The sequence below is a fragment of the Pseudoalteromonas lipolytica genome (genome assembly GCF_001306915.1).
Classification (GTDB): Bacteria; Pseudomonadota; Gammaproteobacteria; order Enterobacterales; family Alteromonadaceae; genus Pseudoalteromonas; species Pseudoalteromonas simplex.
On sequence record NZ_LJTC01000008.1, the window covers coordinates 346,326 to 364,779 of the forward strand.

General features: G+C 40.9%; 19 protein-coding genes. 10 read left to right on the plus strand and 9 right to left on the minus strand.

Going from position 1 to position 18,454, the window contains the following annotated elements:
- Window positions 1-2 precede the first annotated feature (2 nt).
- Window positions 3-977 carry a WYL domain-containing protein gene (locus tag AOG27_RS13800; protein WP_082389277.1) on the plus strand — a complete coding sequence of 325 codons (975 nt, stop codon included), beginning with the start codon at window positions 3-5 and terminating at the stop codon, window positions 975-977.
- A gap of 61 nt (window positions 978-1,038) precedes the next feature.
- Complete coding sequence (locus AOG27_RS13805) at window positions 1,039-2,142, plus strand: cell division protein FtsZ (protein ID WP_235523704.1); 1,104 nt, start codon at window positions 1,039-1,041, stop codon at window positions 2,140-2,142.
- Window positions 2,143-2,211: 69 nt separating this feature from the next.
- On the opposite strand, the gene AOG27_RS13810 is transcribed toward AOG27_RS13805, so the two are convergent.
- A complete protein-coding gene (locus tag AOG27_RS13810; RefSeq protein WP_054553586.1) occupies window positions 2,212-2,574 on the minus strand; it encodes a hypothetical protein in 363 nt (120 codons plus the stop codon).
- Window positions 2,575-2,949: 375 nt separating this feature from the next.
- Between AOG27_RS13810 and AOG27_RS13815 the strand changes: the two genes are divergently transcribed.
- The 3 genes from AOG27_RS13815 (at window position 2,950) to AOG27_RS13825 (ending at window position 6,197) form a co-directional block, all read left to right on the plus strand.
- Window positions 2,950-3,195, plus strand: a complete 246-nt coding sequence (locus tag AOG27_RS13815; RefSeq protein ID WP_054553587.1) for a YfhL family 4Fe-4S dicluster ferredoxin — start codon at window positions 2,950-2,952, stop codon at window positions 3,193-3,195.
- A gap of 88 nt (window positions 3,196-3,283) precedes the next feature.
- Window positions 3,284-4,603 carry a methyl-accepting chemotaxis protein gene (locus tag AOG27_RS13820; protein WP_054553588.1) on the plus strand — a complete coding sequence of 440 codons (1,320 nt, stop codon included), beginning with the start codon at window positions 3,284-3,286 and terminating at the stop codon, window positions 4,601-4,603.
- A gap of 277 nt (window positions 4,604-4,880) precedes the next feature.
- Window positions 4,881-6,197 carry a methyl-accepting chemotaxis protein gene (locus AOG27_RS13825; protein WP_054553640.1) on the plus strand — a complete coding sequence of 439 codons (1,317 nt, stop codon included), beginning with the start codon at window positions 4,881-4,883 and terminating at the stop codon, window positions 6,195-6,197.
- Window positions 6,198-6,199: 2 nt separating this feature from the next.
- On the opposite strand, the gene AOG27_RS21465 is transcribed toward AOG27_RS13825, so the two are convergent.
- Together AOG27_RS21465 and AOG27_RS13835 are read right to left on the minus strand one after the other, a co-directional pair.
- A complete protein-coding gene (locus AOG27_RS21465; protein ID WP_054553589.1) occupies window positions 6,200-6,451 on the minus strand; it encodes a TIGR03643 family protein in 252 nt (83 codons plus the stop codon).
- Window positions 6,452-6,496: 45 nt separating this feature from the next.
- Window positions 6,497-7,381 carry a LysR family transcriptional regulator gene (locus AOG27_RS13835; protein ID WP_054553590.1) on the minus strand — a complete coding sequence of 295 codons (885 nt, stop codon included), beginning with the start codon at window positions 7,379-7,381 and terminating at the stop codon, window positions 6,497-6,499.
- Window positions 7,382-7,483: 102 nt separating this feature from the next.
- On the opposite strand from AOG27_RS13835, the gene AOG27_RS13840 reads away from it, so the two are divergent.
- From AOG27_RS13840 to AOG27_RS13850, 3 genes are all read left to right on the plus strand, one after another.
- On the plus strand, window positions 7,484-8,113 hold the full coding sequence (locus tag AOG27_RS13840; protein WP_054553591.1) for an NAD(P)-dependent oxidoreductase: 630 nt from the start codon (window positions 7,484-7,486) through the stop codon (window positions 8,111-8,113).
- A 68-nt stretch (window positions 8,114-8,181) separates the two neighbouring features.
- Window positions 8,182-9,204: a Kelch repeat-containing protein gene (locus tag AOG27_RS13845; RefSeq protein WP_054553592.1), complete on the plus strand. Its 1,023-nt coding sequence runs from the start codon at window positions 8,182-8,184 to the stop codon at window positions 9,202-9,204.
- Window positions 9,201-9,920 carry an SIR2 family NAD-dependent protein deacylase gene (locus AOG27_RS13850; RefSeq protein WP_054553593.1) on the plus strand — a complete coding sequence of 240 codons (720 nt, stop codon included), beginning with the start codon at window positions 9,201-9,203 and terminating at the stop codon, window positions 9,918-9,920. The genes AOG27_RS13845 and AOG27_RS13850 overlap by 4 nt, the downstream gene beginning before the upstream one ends.
- 34 nt (window positions 9,921-9,954) lie before the next feature.
- On the opposite strand, the gene AOG27_RS13855 is transcribed toward AOG27_RS13850, so the two are convergent.
- Window positions 9,955-11,547, minus strand: coding sequence for a carboxylesterase/lipase family protein (locus AOG27_RS13855; RefSeq protein ID WP_054553594.1), 1,593 nt, complete (start codon window positions 11,545-11,547; stop codon window positions 9,955-9,957).
- A gap of 253 nt (window positions 11,548-11,800) precedes the next feature.
- Here AOG27_RS13855 and AOG27_RS13860 point away from each other — a divergent pair, with 253 nt between their 5' ends.
- On the plus strand, window positions 11,801-12,412 hold the full coding sequence (locus AOG27_RS13860) for a MarC family protein (protein WP_054553595.1): 612 nt from the start codon (window positions 11,801-11,803) through the stop codon (window positions 12,410-12,412).
- Window positions 12,413-12,452: 40 nt separating this feature from the next.
- On the opposite strand, the gene AOG27_RS13865 is transcribed toward AOG27_RS13860, so the two are convergent.
- Window positions 12,453-13,451 carry a DUF4382 domain-containing protein gene (locus AOG27_RS13865; protein WP_054553596.1) on the minus strand — a complete coding sequence of 333 codons (999 nt, stop codon included), beginning with the start codon at window positions 13,449-13,451 and terminating at the stop codon, window positions 12,453-12,455.
- Window positions 13,452-13,680: 229 nt separating this feature from the next.
- On the opposite strand from AOG27_RS13865, the gene AOG27_RS13875 reads away from it, so the two are divergent.
- Entirely contained in the window at window positions 13,681-14,121 is a 441-nt protein-coding gene (locus tag AOG27_RS13875) for a hypothetical protein (RefSeq protein WP_054553598.1), read from the plus strand.
- A gap of 37 nt (window positions 14,122-14,158) precedes the next feature.
- Here the strand turns inward: AOG27_RS13875 and AOG27_RS13880 are convergent, their stop codons facing one another.
- From AOG27_RS13880 to AOG27_RS13895, 4 genes are all read right to left on the minus strand, one after another.
- Window positions 14,159-15,847: a methyl-accepting chemotaxis protein gene (locus AOG27_RS13880; protein WP_054553599.1), complete on the minus strand. Its 1,689-nt coding sequence runs from the start codon at window positions 15,845-15,847 to the stop codon at window positions 14,159-14,161.
- 98 nt (window positions 15,848-15,945) lie between these two features.
- Window positions 15,946-16,455, minus strand: a complete 510-nt coding sequence (locus AOG27_RS13885) for a GNAT family N-acetyltransferase (protein WP_054553600.1) — start codon at window positions 16,453-16,455, stop codon at window positions 15,946-15,948.
- Between the two features lie 3 nt (window positions 16,456-16,458).
- The gene (gene astB, locus AOG27_RS13890; protein ID WP_054553641.1) at window positions 16,459-17,802 is read right to left on the minus strand and encodes an N-succinylarginine dihydrolase; all 1,344 of its coding nucleotides are present in this window, start codon (window positions 17,800-17,802) and stop codon (window positions 16,459-16,461) included.
- 48 nt (window positions 17,803-17,850) lie between these two features.
- Window positions 17,851-18,081 carry a helix-turn-helix domain-containing protein gene (locus AOG27_RS13895; RefSeq protein WP_054553601.1) on the minus strand — a complete coding sequence of 77 codons (231 nt, stop codon included), beginning with the start codon at window positions 18,079-18,081 and terminating at the stop codon, window positions 17,851-17,853.
- Window positions 18,082-18,454 lie beyond the last annotated feature (373 nt).

An 18,454-nucleotide genomic window follows, 5' to 3' on the forward strand; every position in this document is an offset into this window, starting at 1 on the left:
CAATGAATTCCCAGCGCCATTTAGCAATTCTAGAGCTTGTGCCTTCAAAGCCAAGCTCTATCACTATTATCCAACTGAAACAAAAACTTTTTAATAGTGGCTTGAACCTCTCAACACGCATGTTGCAGCGTGATCTTCAATCTTTATACGATCAAGGCTGTTTTGGCCTTGAAAAAGATACACGAACAAAACCTTATGCATGGTCTATTAGTAAGGATTGGCGGGGAAGCTCACCGCTACTAAGTATTGAGCTTGCTCAGCATTACTTACTGCTTGAGCAGCTTCTGCCACAGAATATCCCTGTAGATATTAAACAAACAATTCATGCTAAAGCTGATATTGCATTACAGCGACTAAATGGCATCAAACCTGAATGGTTAAACCTAGAAAATAATAGCTCGATTAAGGTGAATCTTGACAGCAAGGTTGTTGAACAAATCGAGCATGCAATAAAACATAATCGTTCAGTTAGTGCTGAGATTTATCGCGCTTTATATGATCAGGCACACTGGTTAGCTTTTACTGAACTTAGCTTCTATGGTCTTGAAGAAGACAACGGAATTCTTATGGCGCAGTTTATGGTAGGGACGCTGCATGACAAGTGCTATCAGATGCCGGTTTATCGTATTCGTAATGTGAAAGTATTACAAAAGACACGGCGTGAACCAAATTTAGAGCAGTTAAGCTCATTAAGATCTGCGATTAATAAAGGAAAGCGTCAGGACACTATTAACTTGATTATCAAAGTGCCGTCTCAATCTTCATTGAATCTGGGGTTTGTACAATTTGGTGAGTTAATAGAGCAGAAAAAGTTAGATGCTCAAACATCACTGCTTAAATTCAATGTGCAGGACACTGAGCAATTAACAAGTGAATTGTTTAGAGCATCACATTGGCTTGAGGTAATAGAGCCTCAAGCTGTACGCAACAGAGTCATCAAAAAACTAAATGAGGCTTCAAACACTTATAACTTGTGATTTTCAGATGCGTCAAAAATTGACGCACCTTGTTGTTATGCTCTTTAAAAAATGAGGAGCAATGATGTTTGAGTTAGTTGAGAATTTAGATGGCTTGTCTATTGGCGTATTTGGTATTGGTGGCTGCGGTTGTAATACCGTCAATACTATTTTTAATGAGGTTCAAAACCCGCAAACTAAGTTTTACTGCGTTAATACTGATAAGGTTGTATTAGAGCACTCTCAAAGTGATGACTTTGTGTTGATAGGTGCTGAGCTTACAAACGGCTACGGCGCTGGCGCAGACCCAGCAATAGGATTACTCGCCGCACAAGAAAGTGAAGAGCAATTATTAACGCTTATCAAAAGCTGCGATATTCTCCTATGCGCAACTGGCTTAGGAGGTGGCACTGGTACAGGAGCTAGTCCATTCATAGCTAAGTTAGCCAAAGATCTTAATAAGCCCGTAATCTGTGTTGCCACTTTACCATTTACCAGTGAAGGGGATTTTAGGCGAAAAGTAGCTGAGCAAGGGCTTGATGAATTAAAGCAGTTCGTTAATGCTGTTGTCACTTTACCAAATGATCAACTTATTGAGGTGCTTGGCAATGAAATTGGCTTATTTGATGCCTTTAAGCACAGTAATCAAATTTTACATTCTTTAATTACCTCACTCATTGATATGCTGTGTTATCAGGGATTAATTAACGTAGATCTACGTGACTTTCAAAGAGTAATGGACGCCCAAGGAGATGCTGTATTGGGGGTTGGAAAGTGTGCAGATGAAAGCGATTTACAAATGGCTCTTACGCAAGCCCTGAGCAACCCTCTGGTTAGCAGTGTTGATATGAGCACAAGTACAGGTGTTATTGTACAAATCAATTGTGTTGATGAGATCTCATTAGGCAGTTACAACACCATAATGGATACAGTACGTCATCAAGTTAGCCCAAATGCAGTGGTTATTTGTGGTGCATCTAAAATTACGAGTTTGGCGAATAACTTTGAAATACTCATCATAGCCACAGGTGCAAAAAGTCAGTTAATTCATGCCAAAAACATAGATGAAACAATACCTAAAGTAGAGCAAACAACAAAAGCTAAAGCTGTTGTATCTAGTCAAAGTGATATTTTTGATATTCCGGCTTTTATACGCAGTCAATCATCAGCTCCCTCTGTTAAGTAGTTTCACAAGGTTGCTACCAACCTAGCTCTGCGTATCTGTGCTCAGTTATTTGGTAGTATTTTATTCGTTCTAAATACTACCAAAGCAATTGTAATGAGGATCAGTAAAGTACCTGACACTTGTATCTAGTAAAGAAAAATTAGCTTTTATCTTTTTGACTATATGCTTTTTAAACAAACTTTTGTCTAAATATACGTATGAGGTATTTTGATCAACATTAAAAACAACTCGACCTCTGGGAAAGTTGTAGTAGTCAGTGTTGTCTAGCATTAAACTAAACAATTGATAAATATTATTATCTTCCCACTCAACTTGGTGTTGCAGCGTGCTATCAATAAATCCAAGTTGATCTGGCTTTAAGTCGATAGCACTTTGAGCTTTAAAGACTAATGTGTTTTCAGCAAACCAAAAGATGCCAACTTTGATATTCATGAAGGGCTCCTAAACTTATTTTTCCCGACATTACTCGGTTAAGTCCAATTTAGAACCCTTCCTCATTGCCTCTTTCTGAGAAAATTTATACTTCTGATGAGGTGCTTATTATCGCTACTGGTATGGGTAGGCAAAATCTAAATGCTAAAAACCTCTCACTTATCTCATCACATAACTTAGTTCGGTAGATAATCAATAATTGCATTTATTTTTGCAGTATCGGACTTGGAGATTCCAAACAGGTTTTAAGCTTGATCTAGATCAAAGAAACTTAATACGCTGCAATTTATAGTGCGCGGCTGCAATTTTCGTTGTTTTTAAAAACTAGATTAGATTTTAAAAACAATACCCATTTATAGTGCTTAAAGGTGTGTCATGGCATTACTCATCAATAACAAATGTATTAACTGCGACATGTGTGATCCTGAGTGCCCGAATGAAGCTATTTATATGGGTGCAAAAATCTATCAAATCGATCCTAATAAATGCACTGAGTGTGTTGGGCATTATGATAATCCTACCTGCGTTAGTGTATGTCCTATCGACTGTATTAAGCCCGATCCTAATCATCGTGAAACCTTAGATGAGCTTGCTGAAAAGTATATTAAGCTGACTGAGTGAATTAAAAATAAAATTTACTGCTTATTAGTACACCTTGATTCAAATGTTCTACACTTACTTTAATGCACGTTAATCTCTTGAGGATCCTATGTTTTTCAGTAAGTCAGTAAACTCTGAGCTTGTGTCGTTAAAGACTGAGTTATTTCATCTACAGCAGGTGCGTGATGGCTTGAATGAAGAAATGATTTCGCTTAATGTACTTGAAAGCGGCGAGGTATCCTATATAAATCAGAACTTTATCAAAGCACTTGGCTACGATAAAGATGCGTTCCCTGGCACGCACCTATTTGACATCATTACAAATGAGTCCAAATCTACTGAACAATTTAGCCAATTCTCTTCTGCTTTAGAGCATTGTAAGCACTGGGTTGGGGCGCTGCAGTTTTATCACAAAAGTGGTAAAACAGAGTGGCTTAGAATTATTTCGCACCCAGTAAAAGGTCCTCAAGATCAAATTCTATTTTTCGCAATTTATGCCACTTTACTAACCGATACAATTGCTACCGCAAGAGAGCATAAAGACATTATTAAAGCGTTACACCGTGCTATGGCGGTTATTGAATTTGATTTAGAGGGTCATGTTTTAAGTGCAAATAGTCATTTTTACAATGCGATGGGTTACTCCGAAAAAGAGATAAAAGGTAAACATCACAGAATGTTTTGCGAACCAGAAGAAGCAAACTCTACTGAGTATGAGCAATTTTGGCAGCGTTTAAAAAATGGTGAGTACATAGCATCTCGCTTTAAACGTGTTGATAAGTTTGGTAATACCGTTTGGCTTGAGGCCTCTTACAATCCGATTTTTAATGATTTTGGGGATCTCTATAAAGTAATGAAATTTGCAACTGTGATCACTGAACAAGTGAATCGTGAGCATGCAATTTCTCAAGCGGCAGAGATTGCTTACGGTACCTCAACAGGAACCGACAAACTCGCTGTAAAAGGAGCTGAAGTACTTAAAAACACAGTTGCTGTTATGGATGAACTTGCTTTACAGATGGAGCAAGCGGCGCAAGAAATCGCAGCCTTAGATAAGCAGTCGCAACATATAGCAAGTATTGTACAAAGCATTAGTAGTATTGCTGATCAAACTAATTTATTAGCGCTTAACGCTGCAATTGAAGCAGCTCGTGCAGGTGAGCAAGGCCGTGGTTTTGCGGTGGTTGCAGATGAGGTTAGGCAATTAGCATCTCGGACATCTAAAGCAACTGAAGAGATTGTGGAAGTTGTTCAGCGAAATCAATCATTAACTCAAAATACAGTAAAGGTTATAGAACAAGGGAAAGTCAAAGCAGAGCAAGGTCTTGCTTTGTCGAATGAATCAGGACAAGTAATGGAAGATATTCAACATGGAGCACAGCAAGTTGTTGATGCGGTTGGCCAGTTTGCTAACCAGTTAAATAAGTGATTCTAATTTGCAATAAGCCTTAGGCATCTGCATTGATGCAGCTGTAGAGTATTATAAGCAACCTAATAACGAAATTTTGCTGTGTTATCAATGCGGTTCAATTTCCTTAAAAGATCCTCCTATTTTTTGCGAATTGGAAGGAATACCTTGTCTCACTTCTTGAAACTCCATATCATAGAAATATAGGGATATATTGTAATAGTTTAATATTCAGTAACTTTTTAAGTAAATGAGTTCACTGTTTGAATTTTAATTTAGCAATGAAGTGATGTACCCCATGTTTTCTACCAAGCCACTAAAAAATAAAATAACTAATCTTGAAGACGAATTATTTAGGGTTTCTCAAATAAAGCAAAATCTTGATGAGCTAATGCTTACATTAACGCTTGATGGCAAAGGCTGTGTTATTGATACTAATCCCCAAGTTCAAATTGAACTGGGTTTTAGCGCAAATCAACTTGATGGGATTGCATTACTTGATTTAGTGCCGCAATTGGCGCGAAAAACAGAACACTATCTGAACTTTAAACACGCACTACAAAACAAAAAGCCATGGGCAGGAGCCGTTCAGTTGGTCAATGCTAAAGGTGAAGAGGCTTGGCTAAGAGTGTTCGTTCATCCTGTGGTAAATAAGCAAAACCAATTTCTTCATTTTACATTGCATGCAAATGCACTAACACGCACGATTGAATCGTCACGCGAAAACCAGGACTTAGTAAAAGCAATTCATCGCTCTATGGCCGTAATCGAGTTTGATTTAACGGGTCATGTATTAAAAGCAAATCAGCAATTTTTACTGGGTGTCGGCTATAAAGAACACGAAATTATTGGTAAGCACCATAGTATGTTTTGTTCACCTGAAGAAGCAAGCTCATCAGAGTACGCGGCATTTTGGCAGAAACTACAAAAAGGTGAGTTTGTTTCCTCTCGATTCAAACGTGTTAATAAATATGGTGATCCCGTTTGGTTAGAAGCCACATATAATCCTGTGTTTAGTGAACAAGGGGAGCTTTATAAGGTTGTTAAGTTTGCAACGGTGATTACTGATCAAGTAAATCGTGAAATAGCTGTGTCTCAAGCAGCTGACATTGCTTATAGTACCTCGACTGAAACTGATCAAATCGCTCATCAAGGAGCTGAAGTACTCAGTAATATGGTTAGTGTTATGGATGAACTTGCAAATAAAATGGAACAAGCAGCAAATGAGATCACAGCACTTGATAAACAGTCTCAGCAAATCGCAAATATAGTTCAAAGTATCAGTAGTATTGCTGATCAGACAAACCTATTAGCGCTTAATGCAGCGATTGAAGCAGCTCGTGCTGGCGAACAAGGAAGGGGCTTTGCTGTTGTTGCTGATGAGGTAAGACAGCTCGCTTCACGTACTTCAAAAGCGACTGTTGAAATTGTTGATGTTGTACAGCAAAACAGGGCACTGACTCAAAATACAGTTGAAGTTATAGAACAAGGTAAGAGCAAAGCTGAACAAGGCTACAGCCTAGCAACTGAATCTGGCAAAGTTATGTCAGATATTCAAAATGGCGCACAAAAAGTGGTCGATGCGGTTGGTCAGTTCGCTGACCAACTTAAATAGTGTTACCTGTGCTTATATTGAGTTTTGCAATAACCTCTTAAAATATCGGGATGGCGAAGTTTAATATGTTTACTTTGTCTCCCTGATACGCGCTTTCGCCAGAGTTTAAAACTCGAGCTCGTTAATTGCTCACGCATCAGTGCAATAACGTTTTTTTCATTTAAACCAAACTGTTGGTTTATTGCTTCAAACGGGGTTCTGTCTTCCCACGCCATCTCTATGATGCGTGATACTTCATGATCTAAGTGCTGCATTCCGGCTCCTTTTTGTAGCTTATACGTATTTGCAGCAGGTTTAGATTATAAAATATCGTGTTGCCAGTGCTCTGCTAAAAAGTCGATGAACGCTCTGACTACATTTTGTTGGAAGTTACGCGATAAATACACCGCCCATAAGTGAGAGCCCATAGTAGTATGCTCTGGCAGTACTTTTACAAGCTCACCCGATGCCAAATAGTCATTGGCGAGATCGCATGGTAGGTGAGCCACCCCGATTCCTTGTTTTGCTGCTTTTAGAAGCACCCCCATATCGTTGGCAACAATGTTGCCCTTCACGGTCACTTTTTGTGTGTTGTCGCCGTGTTGAAATTGCCAAATAGTGTGTTTGTTATGAACAAGACAATTGTGAACAGATAAGTCACTCGGCTCAAAAATCTGTGGGTGCACAGCTAAATAATCGTTAGAGGCACATACGGCGGTTGCGATATACATTAGCTTACGGGCAATAAGACCTTCATCGGGCTGGTGGATGTAACGCAAAGCGATATCAACGCGGTCATCAACCAGCTGCGATAAACTATCAGAAAGTAACAGTTCAAATCGCGTCTGCGGGTGGCGTTTGGTAAACTCTTCGATGGCATCAAATAGCTTATGTTGGCCAAGCCCAATCGGGGAGGCAACGCGAATGGTACCTACCAATTCGTTGTTATGACTGTGTGCTCGGCTTTGTAAATCAGACACTTGATTTAATATTTGCTGGCAATAGCTAAGGGCTTCTTCGCCTTGAAGGGTCAAACTTACTTTGCGTGTTGTGCGATGAAACAACCTTAAATTTAGCCACTTTTCAATGTCTTGAATATGCCTAGAAACTTGTAATCGGCTTAAACCTAGATGCTCTGCAGCCTGAGTAAAACTGCCTGTACGGGCAACTTCGACAAAGCTAGTAATTGAAGTGAGTTTATCCATTGGTATCTTAAAATGAAACAATTTGTATCTATATAGTGTATTTATCAGTAATTGGTGAACAAGTAAACTGCAATCATTGAAACAAACAACGGAGAATTCCTCATGAAATTAGCAGTTATTGGCGCAACAGGTTGGATTGGCAGCCACATTACTTCAGAAGCAATCGCACGTGGTCATCAAGTTAATGCATTAGTTAGAGACGCAAGTAAAGTAACCCAAGATAACGTCACTGTGACTGAATTTGATTTAACTAAAGACGATATCGCAACTGCAGCTGCAGGTAGTGATGTTGTTATTGCGGCAATTGGTGGTCGTGCTTTAGGGAATCATGAAATTGTTGCAAACACAGCAAAGCAATTATTAAACGCGCTTGCAGGTACTGGCACACGTATTTTATGGGTGGGCGGAGCTGGTAGCTTAGAAGTGGCACCCGGTGTAACTCTGGTATCAAGCCCAGACTTTCCTGCTGAATACAAAGCAGAAGCCATTGCTCAAGGTGAGGCACTTGATGTATTTAGAGCATCAGCAGCAGATACAGCTTGGACTTTTGTTTCACCGGCAGCGGTCATTTACCCTGGGGAGTCAGAAGGCCCGTACCGTGTTGGTGGCGACAGCTTCTTTACTGATGCAAATGGCGAAAGCAAAATATCAGTTACTGATTATGCTAAAGCGATGCTTGATGAAGCACAGTCGGCAGCGCATTTAAATCAACGTATTAGTATTGCTTACTAATAGCGAGCCTTTATTCAGGCTCATAAAATGGTATTCTTAAGAGACGTGTTAAGTTACCTGTTTAATTTATGAGCCTGTTATTTTCTATTGCACTTGCAACCATTCCTGCTTTACCTGAACCCGTCGCGAACAATGCTGTCGCCAAAGTTGTTATTGATGAGCAAGCCTACTTTTTAAGCTTTATGGGCTTGAGCTCAGGCAAGGCACATACCGATGTTCATAATAAAGTGTGGGTCCTTAAAGTGGGCGATAACGCCTGGCAAGCGGCTAAAGCTGTGCCAAGTACGTTGCCCCTTACTGGGCGCTTGGCAAGTACCGCAGTGGGGGTTGGTAAGCATGCCTATGTATTTGGTGGGTATACCGTTAGCGCCGATCATCAAGAAATCTCTACACCCGATGTATATCGCTATGATGTGCTCTCTAATTCATATACGCAACTTGCCAGTATGCCTGTTCCGGTGGATGACAGTGTGGCACTTAAGTACCAGCAGCGTTATATCTATTTGGTCAGTGGTTGGCATAACGATGGTAATGTTAACTTAGTACAAGTGTATGATACGCAAACAGATACTTGGCAACAGGCATCGCCGTTTTTAGGTCAACCGGTGTTTGGCCAAGCAGCGGCAATTAGTGGAAACACTCTATTGGTGTGTGATGGCGTTAAAACACAGGCGAATGCTGATAAGCGCCGCTCTTTTGCTGCGGTTGCACAGTGTTTAAAAGGCACGATTGATGCTGATAACCCATTAAAAATAGATTGGCGTACCGTGCCGCACCCTACAGGTGTTGCCCATTACCGTATGGCAGCAACCAGTTTTAATGGCGATATTTATATGATGGGAGGCTCTGATAACCCATATAACTACAATGGCATGGGATACGATGGCAAACCAGCACCAGCGAGTGATCATGTTTGGCGCTTTGATATTGAAAAAAACACATGGCAAGTAATGCCAAAAGCCGATACCGCGAGCATGGATCATCGAGGTTTATTAGAGCACCAAGGAAGTTTGTATCGTCTGGGTGGTATGGACAATAATCAACAAGTGACAGCCGATGCGCTTGGTTACAAGGTAAAGTTATCTCTATGAATACACTCTATATTACTGGAGCGGGAGTGAGTGCCGCTAGCGGTATACCAACCTTTCGTGGTGAAGATGGTTATTGGACCATTGGTAGCAAAAATTATACGCCGATGGAAATGGCAACCCGTGCTATGTACCAAAACAACCCTCGCGAATTTTTAGCTTGGTATTATCATCGTTTTGCAACCTACCGCCATCACGGCCCTAATGAGGTTCATCATTGGTTGAGTGATAAAAATCTCATTACGCAAAATATTGATGGCCTTGATGGTAAAGCGGGAAACACTGATTTTATTGCTATTCATGGTCGCTTAGATCAAATGACACTGTTTCACCATCAAGGTGACGATGTGATGGCTTTTAACGCACCGTGGGATAAAGTCAACGAAGACAACCTCCACCACTCCTTGCTTGAGGTGTTCAATATTAATAATGAAAGCCCCAAGCTAAACGAATCGTTTAAGCCGTACGTGTTGTTATTTGACGAATACTACACTGAGCTTTATCGAATCTCTGAGGCGCAACAGCGTATGCTCGATGCCGATAAAATCGTCTTTATCGGCACCTCGTTTAGCGTCAACATTACGCAAATGGCACTCGATATTGCACGCAGTCAAGGCACGCCAATTGAAGTAGTAGACCCAGATCCTACTCATGTATTTCATCCTAATGTGACATACCACAAGATGACAGCGCTTGAGTATGTTCAGCAGCAAGGATAAAAATAAGGCGCTTATTAAGCGCCTTATTTAATTATTACTTTTCAGCTTTTGTTGCTGTGATGTTTAACCGCGCTTGTATGGGGTCCGGTAAAAACTCTGCAGTCCCTGACTTACTCATTTGCAGTATAAAAGATTCATCATTTTGATATGCTTGCCAAGTCGGTAAACCTGGGCCATTTGGTGTGCCTAATTTAATAAAGTTCGTCACATAACGGTGCATTATTTTAGCGGCTTGCTTATCTTGCTCAGTGGTAACGTGCCCATATTTAGCAGCCACAGTATTAAAGAAGTACGGAATTTCGCTGGCGTGCTCTGCACCAGGTTTATTTAAAGTTTGCGCCACATAACCAAAACGATATAAAAAGGCATCTTTTCCCATATCTGTCACACGTTTTGCAACGAACCTTGCTGGCTCTTGCATTAAAGCGTCTTGACCAACTTGGTAATTAAGTAAGGGTAAAGGCATTTGGTCATTTGCATCGTAAGTCATTTTTGCTTGTGTACTGTGCGGGGCAAAACTTGCGAATAGCGCATCTTTAGAAGCAAAATTAGCAAAGCCTAAATCCATATCTGTTGTGCCAACCATAGTCGCGACATGGCTAAATGTACCTTTACTCAAGCGTGCTTCTGTCGCCGAATTGATGATAGTGCCATCAATAATTGGCCCGCCAACGTACGTAGACTCATCATTATTTTGTCGATTTAATGTGCTCAAATTTAGGTTATCAACCACGTCTTCGGCAGATAACTCACGTAGTGCAGCAAGGGCATTTTCATCACTGCCTAAAATGGTGTGTTGTTTAGCAAAGTTTTCGCCAATTTTTTCGGCGCTTAATACGGTGTCGTCATCACTAGTTAGAGGCAACTGCTTAAAAAGCTCACGTCCGCCCGCTGACATAATAATCGCTTGCTGGAATAAGCCGCTAGCTGCAGGGGTTTGCATCATCGCATGTACCGATGCGCCCCCTGCAGATTCCCCCATGAGTGTCACTTTTGCAGCATCACCACCAAATTGAGCGATATTTTGTTTCACCCATTCAAGTGCCGCAATTTGATCCATTAAAGCGTAGTTGCCAAGCGCATCGTTCTCAAAACGACTCAGAGCAGGGTGCGCAAAAAAGCCAAATCGGCCTAAGCGATAATTAAAGCTAACAAAAATAACCCCTTGTTTAGCAAAGCTCTCACCTGAATAAACAGCAGGTGATGCGCCACCATTTACAAAACCACCACCGTGTATCCACACCACAACAGGGTAAGGAGTATCGCTGGGTTTAGTGGGTTTAAATACATTTAAATAAAGGCAATCTTCCGAAGGGGTTGTTGTCAGCGGTGCTGCATCGGCTGCAAACGGCTTTTGCATACAGTCAGGCGCGTAATCGTTAAGTATTTTTACATCTTGCCACTTGGGCACAGGTTGCGGCGCTCGCCAGCGTAACTCTCCCACCGGAGCTGCAGCATACGGAATGCCTTTATAGGCAATAAAACGTCCTTCTTTTTGCCCTTGGATAAGCCCGCCGGTGACGGCAATTTGATCTGACTGAGGTTGTTCTTGGCAACCTTGCAAAAATACAGCAGAGCCTAATAGAAAAGATGAGTAAAAAATCGATTTGAGAATACGCGATGTCATAACAAAGCCTAGGCTATTTGGGTAAGGCTTATAATATTAACATATTCAGATAGTAACAACGAGAAAACCAGCATAGCTACAAGGGGAGGCTATGCCGGTTTTAGTATTTGGCTAATAAAGAGTTTTCCTGTCATTAAATCGTTACAAAAAGGCTCTAAAAATCTGCAGCTCAATAACTTAAGGATCTGTGTAATACTTATTAGTGCAAAAAATTGCTAATGTAAAAGGAGTGTATTCTCATTTTAAGGTACATATGTTAGATAAAGTTTTGCATGATTTTTTAGTCATTTGGGCAACAATAGACCCTATCGGCACAATGGCGTTGTTTGCTGCTTTAACAGCTAAATTGCCTGCCGATAGGCGGCGAAAGACTGCTTTTAAAACGGTGGGTTATGCTGCCATTGTATTAATTGGAGCGATTGTCATAGGGCAGTTGCTGTTAACTGCAATGGGTATTAGTTTGTTGTCGTTCCAAGTTGCTGGTGGCATTATTTTATTTCTGTTCGGTCTACAAATGATTTTTGCTGAGGAGGCCCAGCAAGGTGATGTTGAGTCACAGCACGATATTTCTGTATTCCCTTTAGCAATTCCCGCAACAGCATCGCCGGGTGCAATTTTAGCGGTTATTCTAATTACCGATAACCATATTTATAGCGTTCAGGAACAAGTAATTTCGGCAATAACAATGCTGGTAGTGTTATTGATCACTTTATTATTGCTGTTATTAAGTGAGCGAATTTTGAAAGTTATTGGGGTTGGCGGTGCATCGATACTAACGCGAATTATGGGGTTAATTTTAGCTGCATTATCTGTTGAGTTTGTGATGGAAGCACTAGGAGTCGCTAAATGGGTGGCCAATAATTAAAAAGCCCGCAGTGCGGGCTTTTTAATGGGGTATGCCAATATTATTCAGAAACAGTGAAAGATACGTCTAAGTCTTCACCCGATGTTACTGTAATTGGTTTTACTTGATAAAGCGTAAATGCTTCGTCTTGCGTTTCAGCGTCATCGATGTGCGCTGCACAGGTATAAGCAAGTTGATAATCACCTGGTTGAATGAACGCAAGTTCAAATTCGAATTGGTTATCTTCGCTATCGAACACAACATCCGCCGTTGCAAGAGGTGCATCTAATGGTGTTTCATCTTCGTTAACTTCATAGTTGTCCATTGGCATTTCAACATCGCTGCTATATAGGTAAACAGCATGACCGAATGAGCCATCTTCTAGTGCGATATCGATATTATCTGTTTCACAGTTAGCGATAAGTACGTCGCTTACAGTGCCTTCGATATCTTCAGATTCAGCAAGGTTTTCTAAGCGAACACCGCGTGGTTTTAAGAAGATCTCATCACTATTTTGTGGATCAACTAATGACTTTTTAAGGTCAAATTCAATAACAAACTCGTTACCAGCTTGGTTTAGGGTAAGGCCATCAAGTTGAATTTCACCGATACCATCGTTGCCTTTACGTTTAACAACCAGTGGTGCAATGCTGTCATCTTCGTAAACAACATGCGAAGTCATGGTTAAATCGTTTGTGTCACCATTGATCACATCTGCACGGATCCATTGATATTCGCCAGCAGGCACTTCTTCATCTTCTAATAAAGAAAATACATCATCACCTGTGTAGTCTAATAAGTTAACCATTTCAGGCATGGTTTCATCATTATCTTCACGGGTCTCAAACGTGAATTCTTCACCACCTTGGGTTTTCAATGTGATTGAATCAAACACAACATTTACAGCTTTTAAACCTGTCACTGGTGCATCAGACACACCTAATGTGAACTGTGCAGTTTGCGGCTGAGGATCAACCGAGTCGTTCTTGTCGTTATCTGAACCACAACCAACAAGTGCAAATAAAACGGCGCTGCTAAGTAATGTAGATTTAAAGTTCATCATTTCTTCCCTTTGTGTTCTAAAAATTTATTAGCAGTGTAATAACTAAAACTTAATGTAACTTGAACTTCTAATGATAAGTTTCGATTAACACCTTTGTACCTTTTATGTAACAAGCTGAAAGTCAGAATAAAAAATAACTGCAAGTTTAGAATGCTTTTTAGGTAAATCCATTTTTCTTCCACATTTTGCTGACACCATGACAAAAAATAAGAACCTAGGAACGAAAATGAAGGTTATTGACTTGGAAAAGCGCTTTGAGCTTATGAGCTGGGCATTATTAAGTGCAGTAAATATGCTTTTACTAGTGGGGTTTATGAATAGTAAATCGGAGGTAAGTAATTTACTTTTTAGTTTTTTGTTGTGCTCTGTTTCATTACTATTAGCGGTACTTGTATTCAATTCAAAACGCAATTTAACGGTATGCCGCCACGGTGTGCATTACCGCAATTTATTCGGGCAATGCCGCCATATGCATGCAAGACAAGTGCAATTTATTCACCATTACTCGTTTTTTGGTTTGCGATTAGTGCTTGTTATGGGCGAAAAATATATTTGCTTTGCGCCTTTTTATAGCCTTAATGACAAACACCAACAACGCTTAAAGCGCTACGATAACGATTTGTTTGATTGGCTAAAGAACTTACAAAAGACTAATGATTTTTGTTAAGCAGGCACATTTACCTGCTTAACCATGGCGCTAGATATTAGGTTTTATAACGACTTACATTTTGTTCTAACTGAGTTGCTGTGTCTGTCAGCTCGTGCATGTACGATGTGGCTACATCGGTATCATTGGCGGTTTTATTCGCAATATCGACAATGGTCGTCATGTTTTGGTTAATCGCTTCAGACACTGATGTTTGCTCTTCAGCAGCTGTGGCTATTTGTGCATTTTGTGACGTGATAGTGTTAACCGAAAGCAATACTTCATTGAGTGCTTTTTCGACTTCGCCCGCTTCATTAACACTGGTTGCACTGCCTGATTTGATTGACTGCATAATGTTATTTACAGTTGTTGTTCCTTGTTGTACTTGCTCAATCATCGCCTCTATTTCATGAGTGCTATCTTGCGTGCGTTTTGCTAGCGTTCGCACTTCATCAGCCACCACCGCAAAGCCACGACCAGCTTCACCAGCTCGGGCAGATTCAATTGCCGCATTTAGTGCTAGTAGGTTTGTTTGCTCGGCAATGTTTCTGATCACATCAAGCACACTACCAATTTGACTCGATTGTTGATTAAGCTGATCGACCGCATTCGCCCCTTCATCAACTTGTTTAGCAAGGCCGTTAATCACCTTTATGGCAATGAGCAACTGGTTGTTAGCCTGTTTGACTAAATGATCGGCATGCTCAGCAGCCGTTGAGGCCTCTTGCGCACTGCGTGCAACTTCCATTGACGCCGCCGACATTTCGTTTATTGCGGTTGCAACTTGTTCACTTTCTTCATGTTGGCGATTAATACCTGCATGCATATTGGCAAGTAGCTCGTTGAGCCTATGTGACGCTTGATTCATCGATTGCGATGATTGGCGAATATCAATAACCATTTTACCAACGTCATCGGCAAAGCGGTTAAACGAACTGCCAAGCTTGCCGAGTTCATCGTCTCGTTTCACCATTAAACGTTGGGTTAAATCGCCATCACCTTGTGATATATCGTTCATTGCTAGTACGGTTGTGTGCAAAGGGCTAGTAATACTGCGCGATACCACCACTGCAATCGCTGCGGTAATTGCGACAGCAAATACAGAAGCGATGATGGTGTTTATAAAGGCATTATCGATACCTTCATTAACGCGTTGTTCTGTCGCTGCGACTTGTTGCTCAAGACCACTGATCCAAAAACCTGTTCCTAGCACCCAATTCCATTTTGGTACCAAAGCGGCATAGCCGAGCTTAGGATTCACACTGCCATTGGTATTTTTCCAAGAATACTGCACATAACCACCGCCGTTCTTGGCAGCATCAATCAGTTCTCGAATGAGATAAACCCCATTAGGATCTTTGAAATCATAAAGGTTTTTACCCTCAAGAGAGGTGTTAACCCCATGGGCAATGTTGACACCTTTTACATCATAAACAAACACATAGCCAGTATCGCCAGCATCATCAAAACGCAAATTACGTAAAATGCTTTTTGCTTGGTTTTGTAGTTGCTCAGTATTAGAGCCATCATCTTGTGCGATGAGGTTAGCAATCGAGCTCATGGCAATTTTTTGGTAATTGCTAACTTCAGACTTACGGTCGTTTTCCATTTGTGTTGCAAAACTTTCAACGGTTTGTGCACCACTGTGTTTTGATTGCACATAGTTGTAGAGTGTCAGCATAATTGCAATGAGTAGGGGGGGAAGTAGGGCTAGAAAGAGTACCCGTTGCTGTATTGATAGCGCCATTTATCGCTCCTAATAAAAATCCGCAGTACTAGTTTAGTACTTTTCAAAAGTTTTATTAGTCGACTTTATGGTTAGATCGATAGGCTATTGAAGCTGGTTTATGCGACCTGCTTATAAAAATACACTGTTGCATCAAATTCACCGGAGGAACTTTTCGCAAATCCAGGAATAGTGCCCGCTTCAATATAATCGAGTTTACGATACAAATATGAGGCAGTGTCACCTTGGCGGGTATCAAGTAATAGTAATTGAATACCTAAAATACGCGCGTCGGTCTCTAGGCTATTCATCAATTGTTTTGCAATTCCTTGGCCTTGATATTCGCTGTGCACCATGAGCTTTTCTACTTCACCGCGGTGAGCGCCATTAGCTTTGGCGCATAAAGAAAGCTGTACTGAACCAATCACCGTATCACCATTTAGGGCAAGGTAAAGCCTACGGTAAGGCGTTGCTAAATCTCTATCAACCCCTTGCCAGTAGTCGTGTGCTGACTGTAATGATAAAGGAGCAATAAAGCCAATTGACGCGCCACTGGCCACGCTATCAATTAGCAAATTATTGAGGGATTTCGACACCCCTTTTATAGAATGCACTGCTTTAATTTTCATTATTTATTCTTGTTGAAATGGATACACAGAACCTAAATTAAGTAAGCTGGTTAGCTCATCAAGTGCCTGATAGCTTTCGGTTAAAAGCATCGGATCGGCAAAGTCGTCACTACTTAACGAGTCACGATAATGCTTATTCGCCCAATTTACTAGTTGGGTATATTTTTCTTCGCTGAATCGTACTGCCGGATTAACCGCGGCTAGTTCGTCAGTATTGAGTGCAACACGCAAGCGTAAACAAGCAGGGCCACCGCCATTTTGCATGCTTTGGCGCAAGTCAAAAAAGCGCACTTGCTGAACAGGGTTATCAGCCAAAATCATTTCTTGAATGTAATCGTGAACAGCTTGATTGCGCTGACACTCTTTAGGTGCAACCAGTATCATGCTGTCATCACTTAAGGTAATTAATTGGCTATTAAATAAATAGCTGCTTACAGCATCTGTAATGCTCACTTTATTGGTTGGCACTTCAATAATATGTAGCGGCTTGTTGCCAAGGTAGGCTTGTTTAATTTGTTTCAGCGTATCTGCTTGGTGCAAAAAGGCTTGTTCGTGGCATAAAAGTACATTGCCATTGGCCACAGCGATCACATCGTTATGAAAGACACCTTGATCTATCACATCAGGATTTTGTTGAATAAATAACTGATTTTCTGGCTTTAGCTGATGTAAACGGGCTATTGCTTGCGAAGCTTCAAGAGATTGTCTTGCAGGAAATTTAACAGGTTTTGGTAAGGCGCTATTAAAACTACTTGCCCCATAAACAAAGATCTCAAGCCCTGTATCTGCATGGCTGTCGCATAATCGATTATGATTTGCGGCGCCTTCATCACCAAAAAAGCCTTGAGCAGGTAAATGCGTATGATGGCTAAAGTAACGCTCATCGTTAAACATGGCTTTTAATAATGCTGTAGTTGTAACGGGTTCTAGCGAGCGGTGAAACTTATTATTTAAGTTAGCAGCCGTAAAGTGTACTTTGCCATCAAGGGTATCGGCTGAAGGCGAGATAGTGCCAGCATTGGCTGTCCACATGGCCGATGCACTGTAACAAGCTCGCAGTAAAACTGGATCGGCTTTAAATGCTTTTTCGATAATTTGGCTATCGCTGCCTGTAAAGCCCAGTCGTTTTAGTACGTTCATGTCGGGGCGAGCATGAGGTGCAAAGATACCTTGCTCTAGTCCTAACTCGTGCATCGCCCTCATTTTTTCAAGGCCTTGTAGTACAGCCTCTTTAGGGTTTGAATGTGAAGAGGCGTGACTTAGTGAAGCGACATTGCCATACGATAATCCCGCGTAATTATGGGTAGGCCCCACTAAGCCATCAAAATTAACTTCTACTGCGTGCATACTTTGTCCATCATTTTTGTGCATGTATTTTAACCATACAGAAGTTATTTAGCTGAAGCCAGCTAACTCTAATTCGACATGACGCAAACTTTGTTGAAGGCGTTTCTGAGTAGCAATTAAATACGCTTTTTGTTTGTTCTGTTTAACTTGTTGCTGTCGTGCAGCTTTATATAACACACGCTTAGGAATGTGGTACTGCTCAGACGCTTCGGTGATTGTCAGTTGGTGCACCGAAATTTTTTTTAGCGCTTCAATAAATGCAGGATCATTATTTAACATAGCGACGCTCCAAATCAGCAACATTATGCGGATCGTTTGCTTCATGTATATGCCATGTGCTGATGTCTAATCGCCAAAGTAGATAAAGAGTGTGAAAGAAGTTAGTCACGTTAGTCTCCTTGTTAGTGCCAGTTCACACTCACTATTGGAAGATCTGTGCCAACCCTTTATTAAATTAAAATTCATTAAAAATCAATAGGTTAACTTGTGGTGGTTTGGGTGTCCCTAAAATCAGGCACTAAAATAGTGAAAGGCAAATGCAGTAATGCACTTTAATGATGCGTGCTTTTATTGTTGAACGAGGAAATACGCGATGTGAAATCGCTACTACTTACTCGTATCTATTTCTCGTAGGAATGACTTTAGTCATGAA

Bases quoted from the DNA above. Each gene is read 5' to 3' on its own strand.
- AOG27_RS13845 (WP_054553592.1), top strand. From the start codon at position 8,182: ATGAGCCTGTTATTTTCTATTGCACTTGCAACCATTCCTGCTTTACCT.
- AOG27_RS13885 (WP_054553600.1), bottom strand. From the start codon at position 16,455: ATGAAAATTAAAGCAGTGCATTCTATAAAAGGGGTGTCGAAATCCCTC.
- AOG27_RS13800 (WP_082389277.1), top strand. From the start codon at position 3: ATGAATTCCCAGCGCCATTTAGCAATTCTAGAGCTTGTGCCTTCAAAG.
- AOG27_RS13875 (WP_054553598.1), top strand. From the start codon at position 13,681: ATGAAGGTTATTGACTTGGAAAAGCGCTTTGAGCTTATGAGCTGGGCA.
- AOG27_RS13880 (WP_054553599.1), bottom strand. From the start codon at position 15,847: ATGGCGCTATCAATACAGCAACGGGTACTCTTTCTAGCCCTACTTCCC.
- AOG27_RS21465 (WP_054553589.1), bottom strand. From the start codon at position 6,451: ATGCAGCACTTAGATCATGAAGTATCACGCATCATAGAGATGGCGTGG.
- AOG27_RS13855 (WP_054553594.1), bottom strand. From the start codon at position 11,547: ATGACATCGCGTATTCTCAAATCGATTTTTTACTCATCTTTTCTATTA.
- AOG27_RS13810 (WP_054553586.1), bottom strand. From the start codon at position 2,574: ATGAATATCAAAGTTGGCATCTTTTGGTTTGCTGAAAACACATTAGTC.
- AOG27_RS13895 (WP_054553601.1), bottom strand. From the start codon at position 18,081: ATGTTAAATAATGATCCTGCATTTATTGAAGCGCTAAAAAAAATTTCG.
- AOG27_RS13835 (WP_054553590.1), bottom strand. From the start codon at position 7,381: ATGGATAAACTCACTTCAATTACTAGCTTTGTCGAAGTTGCCCGTACA.
- AOG27_RS13825 (WP_054553640.1), top strand. From the start codon at position 4,881: ATGTTTTCTACCAAGCCACTAAAAAATAAAATAACTAATCTTGAAGAC.
- AOG27_RS13850 (WP_054553593.1), top strand. From the start codon at position 9,201: ATGAATACACTCTATATTACTGGAGCGGGAGTGAGTGCCGCTAGCGGT.
- astB (WP_054553641.1), bottom strand. From the start codon at position 17,802: ATGCACGCAGTAGAAGTTAATTTTGATGGCTTAGTGGGGCCTACCCAT.
- AOG27_RS13805 (WP_235523704.1), top strand. From the start codon at position 1,039: ATGATGTTTGAGTTAGTTGAGAATTTAGATGGCTTGTCTATTGGCGTA.
- AOG27_RS13815 (WP_054553587.1), top strand. From the start codon at position 2,950: ATGGCATTACTCATCAATAACAAATGTATTAACTGCGACATGTGTGAT.
- AOG27_RS13820 (WP_054553588.1), top strand. From the start codon at position 3,284: ATGTTTTTCAGTAAGTCAGTAAACTCTGAGCTTGTGTCGTTAAAGACT.
- AOG27_RS13860 (WP_054553595.1), top strand. From the start codon at position 11,801: ATGTTAGATAAAGTTTTGCATGATTTTTTAGTCATTTGGGCAACAATA.
- AOG27_RS13865 (WP_054553596.1), bottom strand. From the start codon at position 13,451: ATGAACTTTAAATCTACATTACTTAGCAGCGCCGTTTTATTTGCACTT.
- AOG27_RS13840 (WP_054553591.1), top strand. From the start codon at position 7,484: ATGAAATTAGCAGTTATTGGCGCAACAGGTTGGATTGGCAGCCACATT.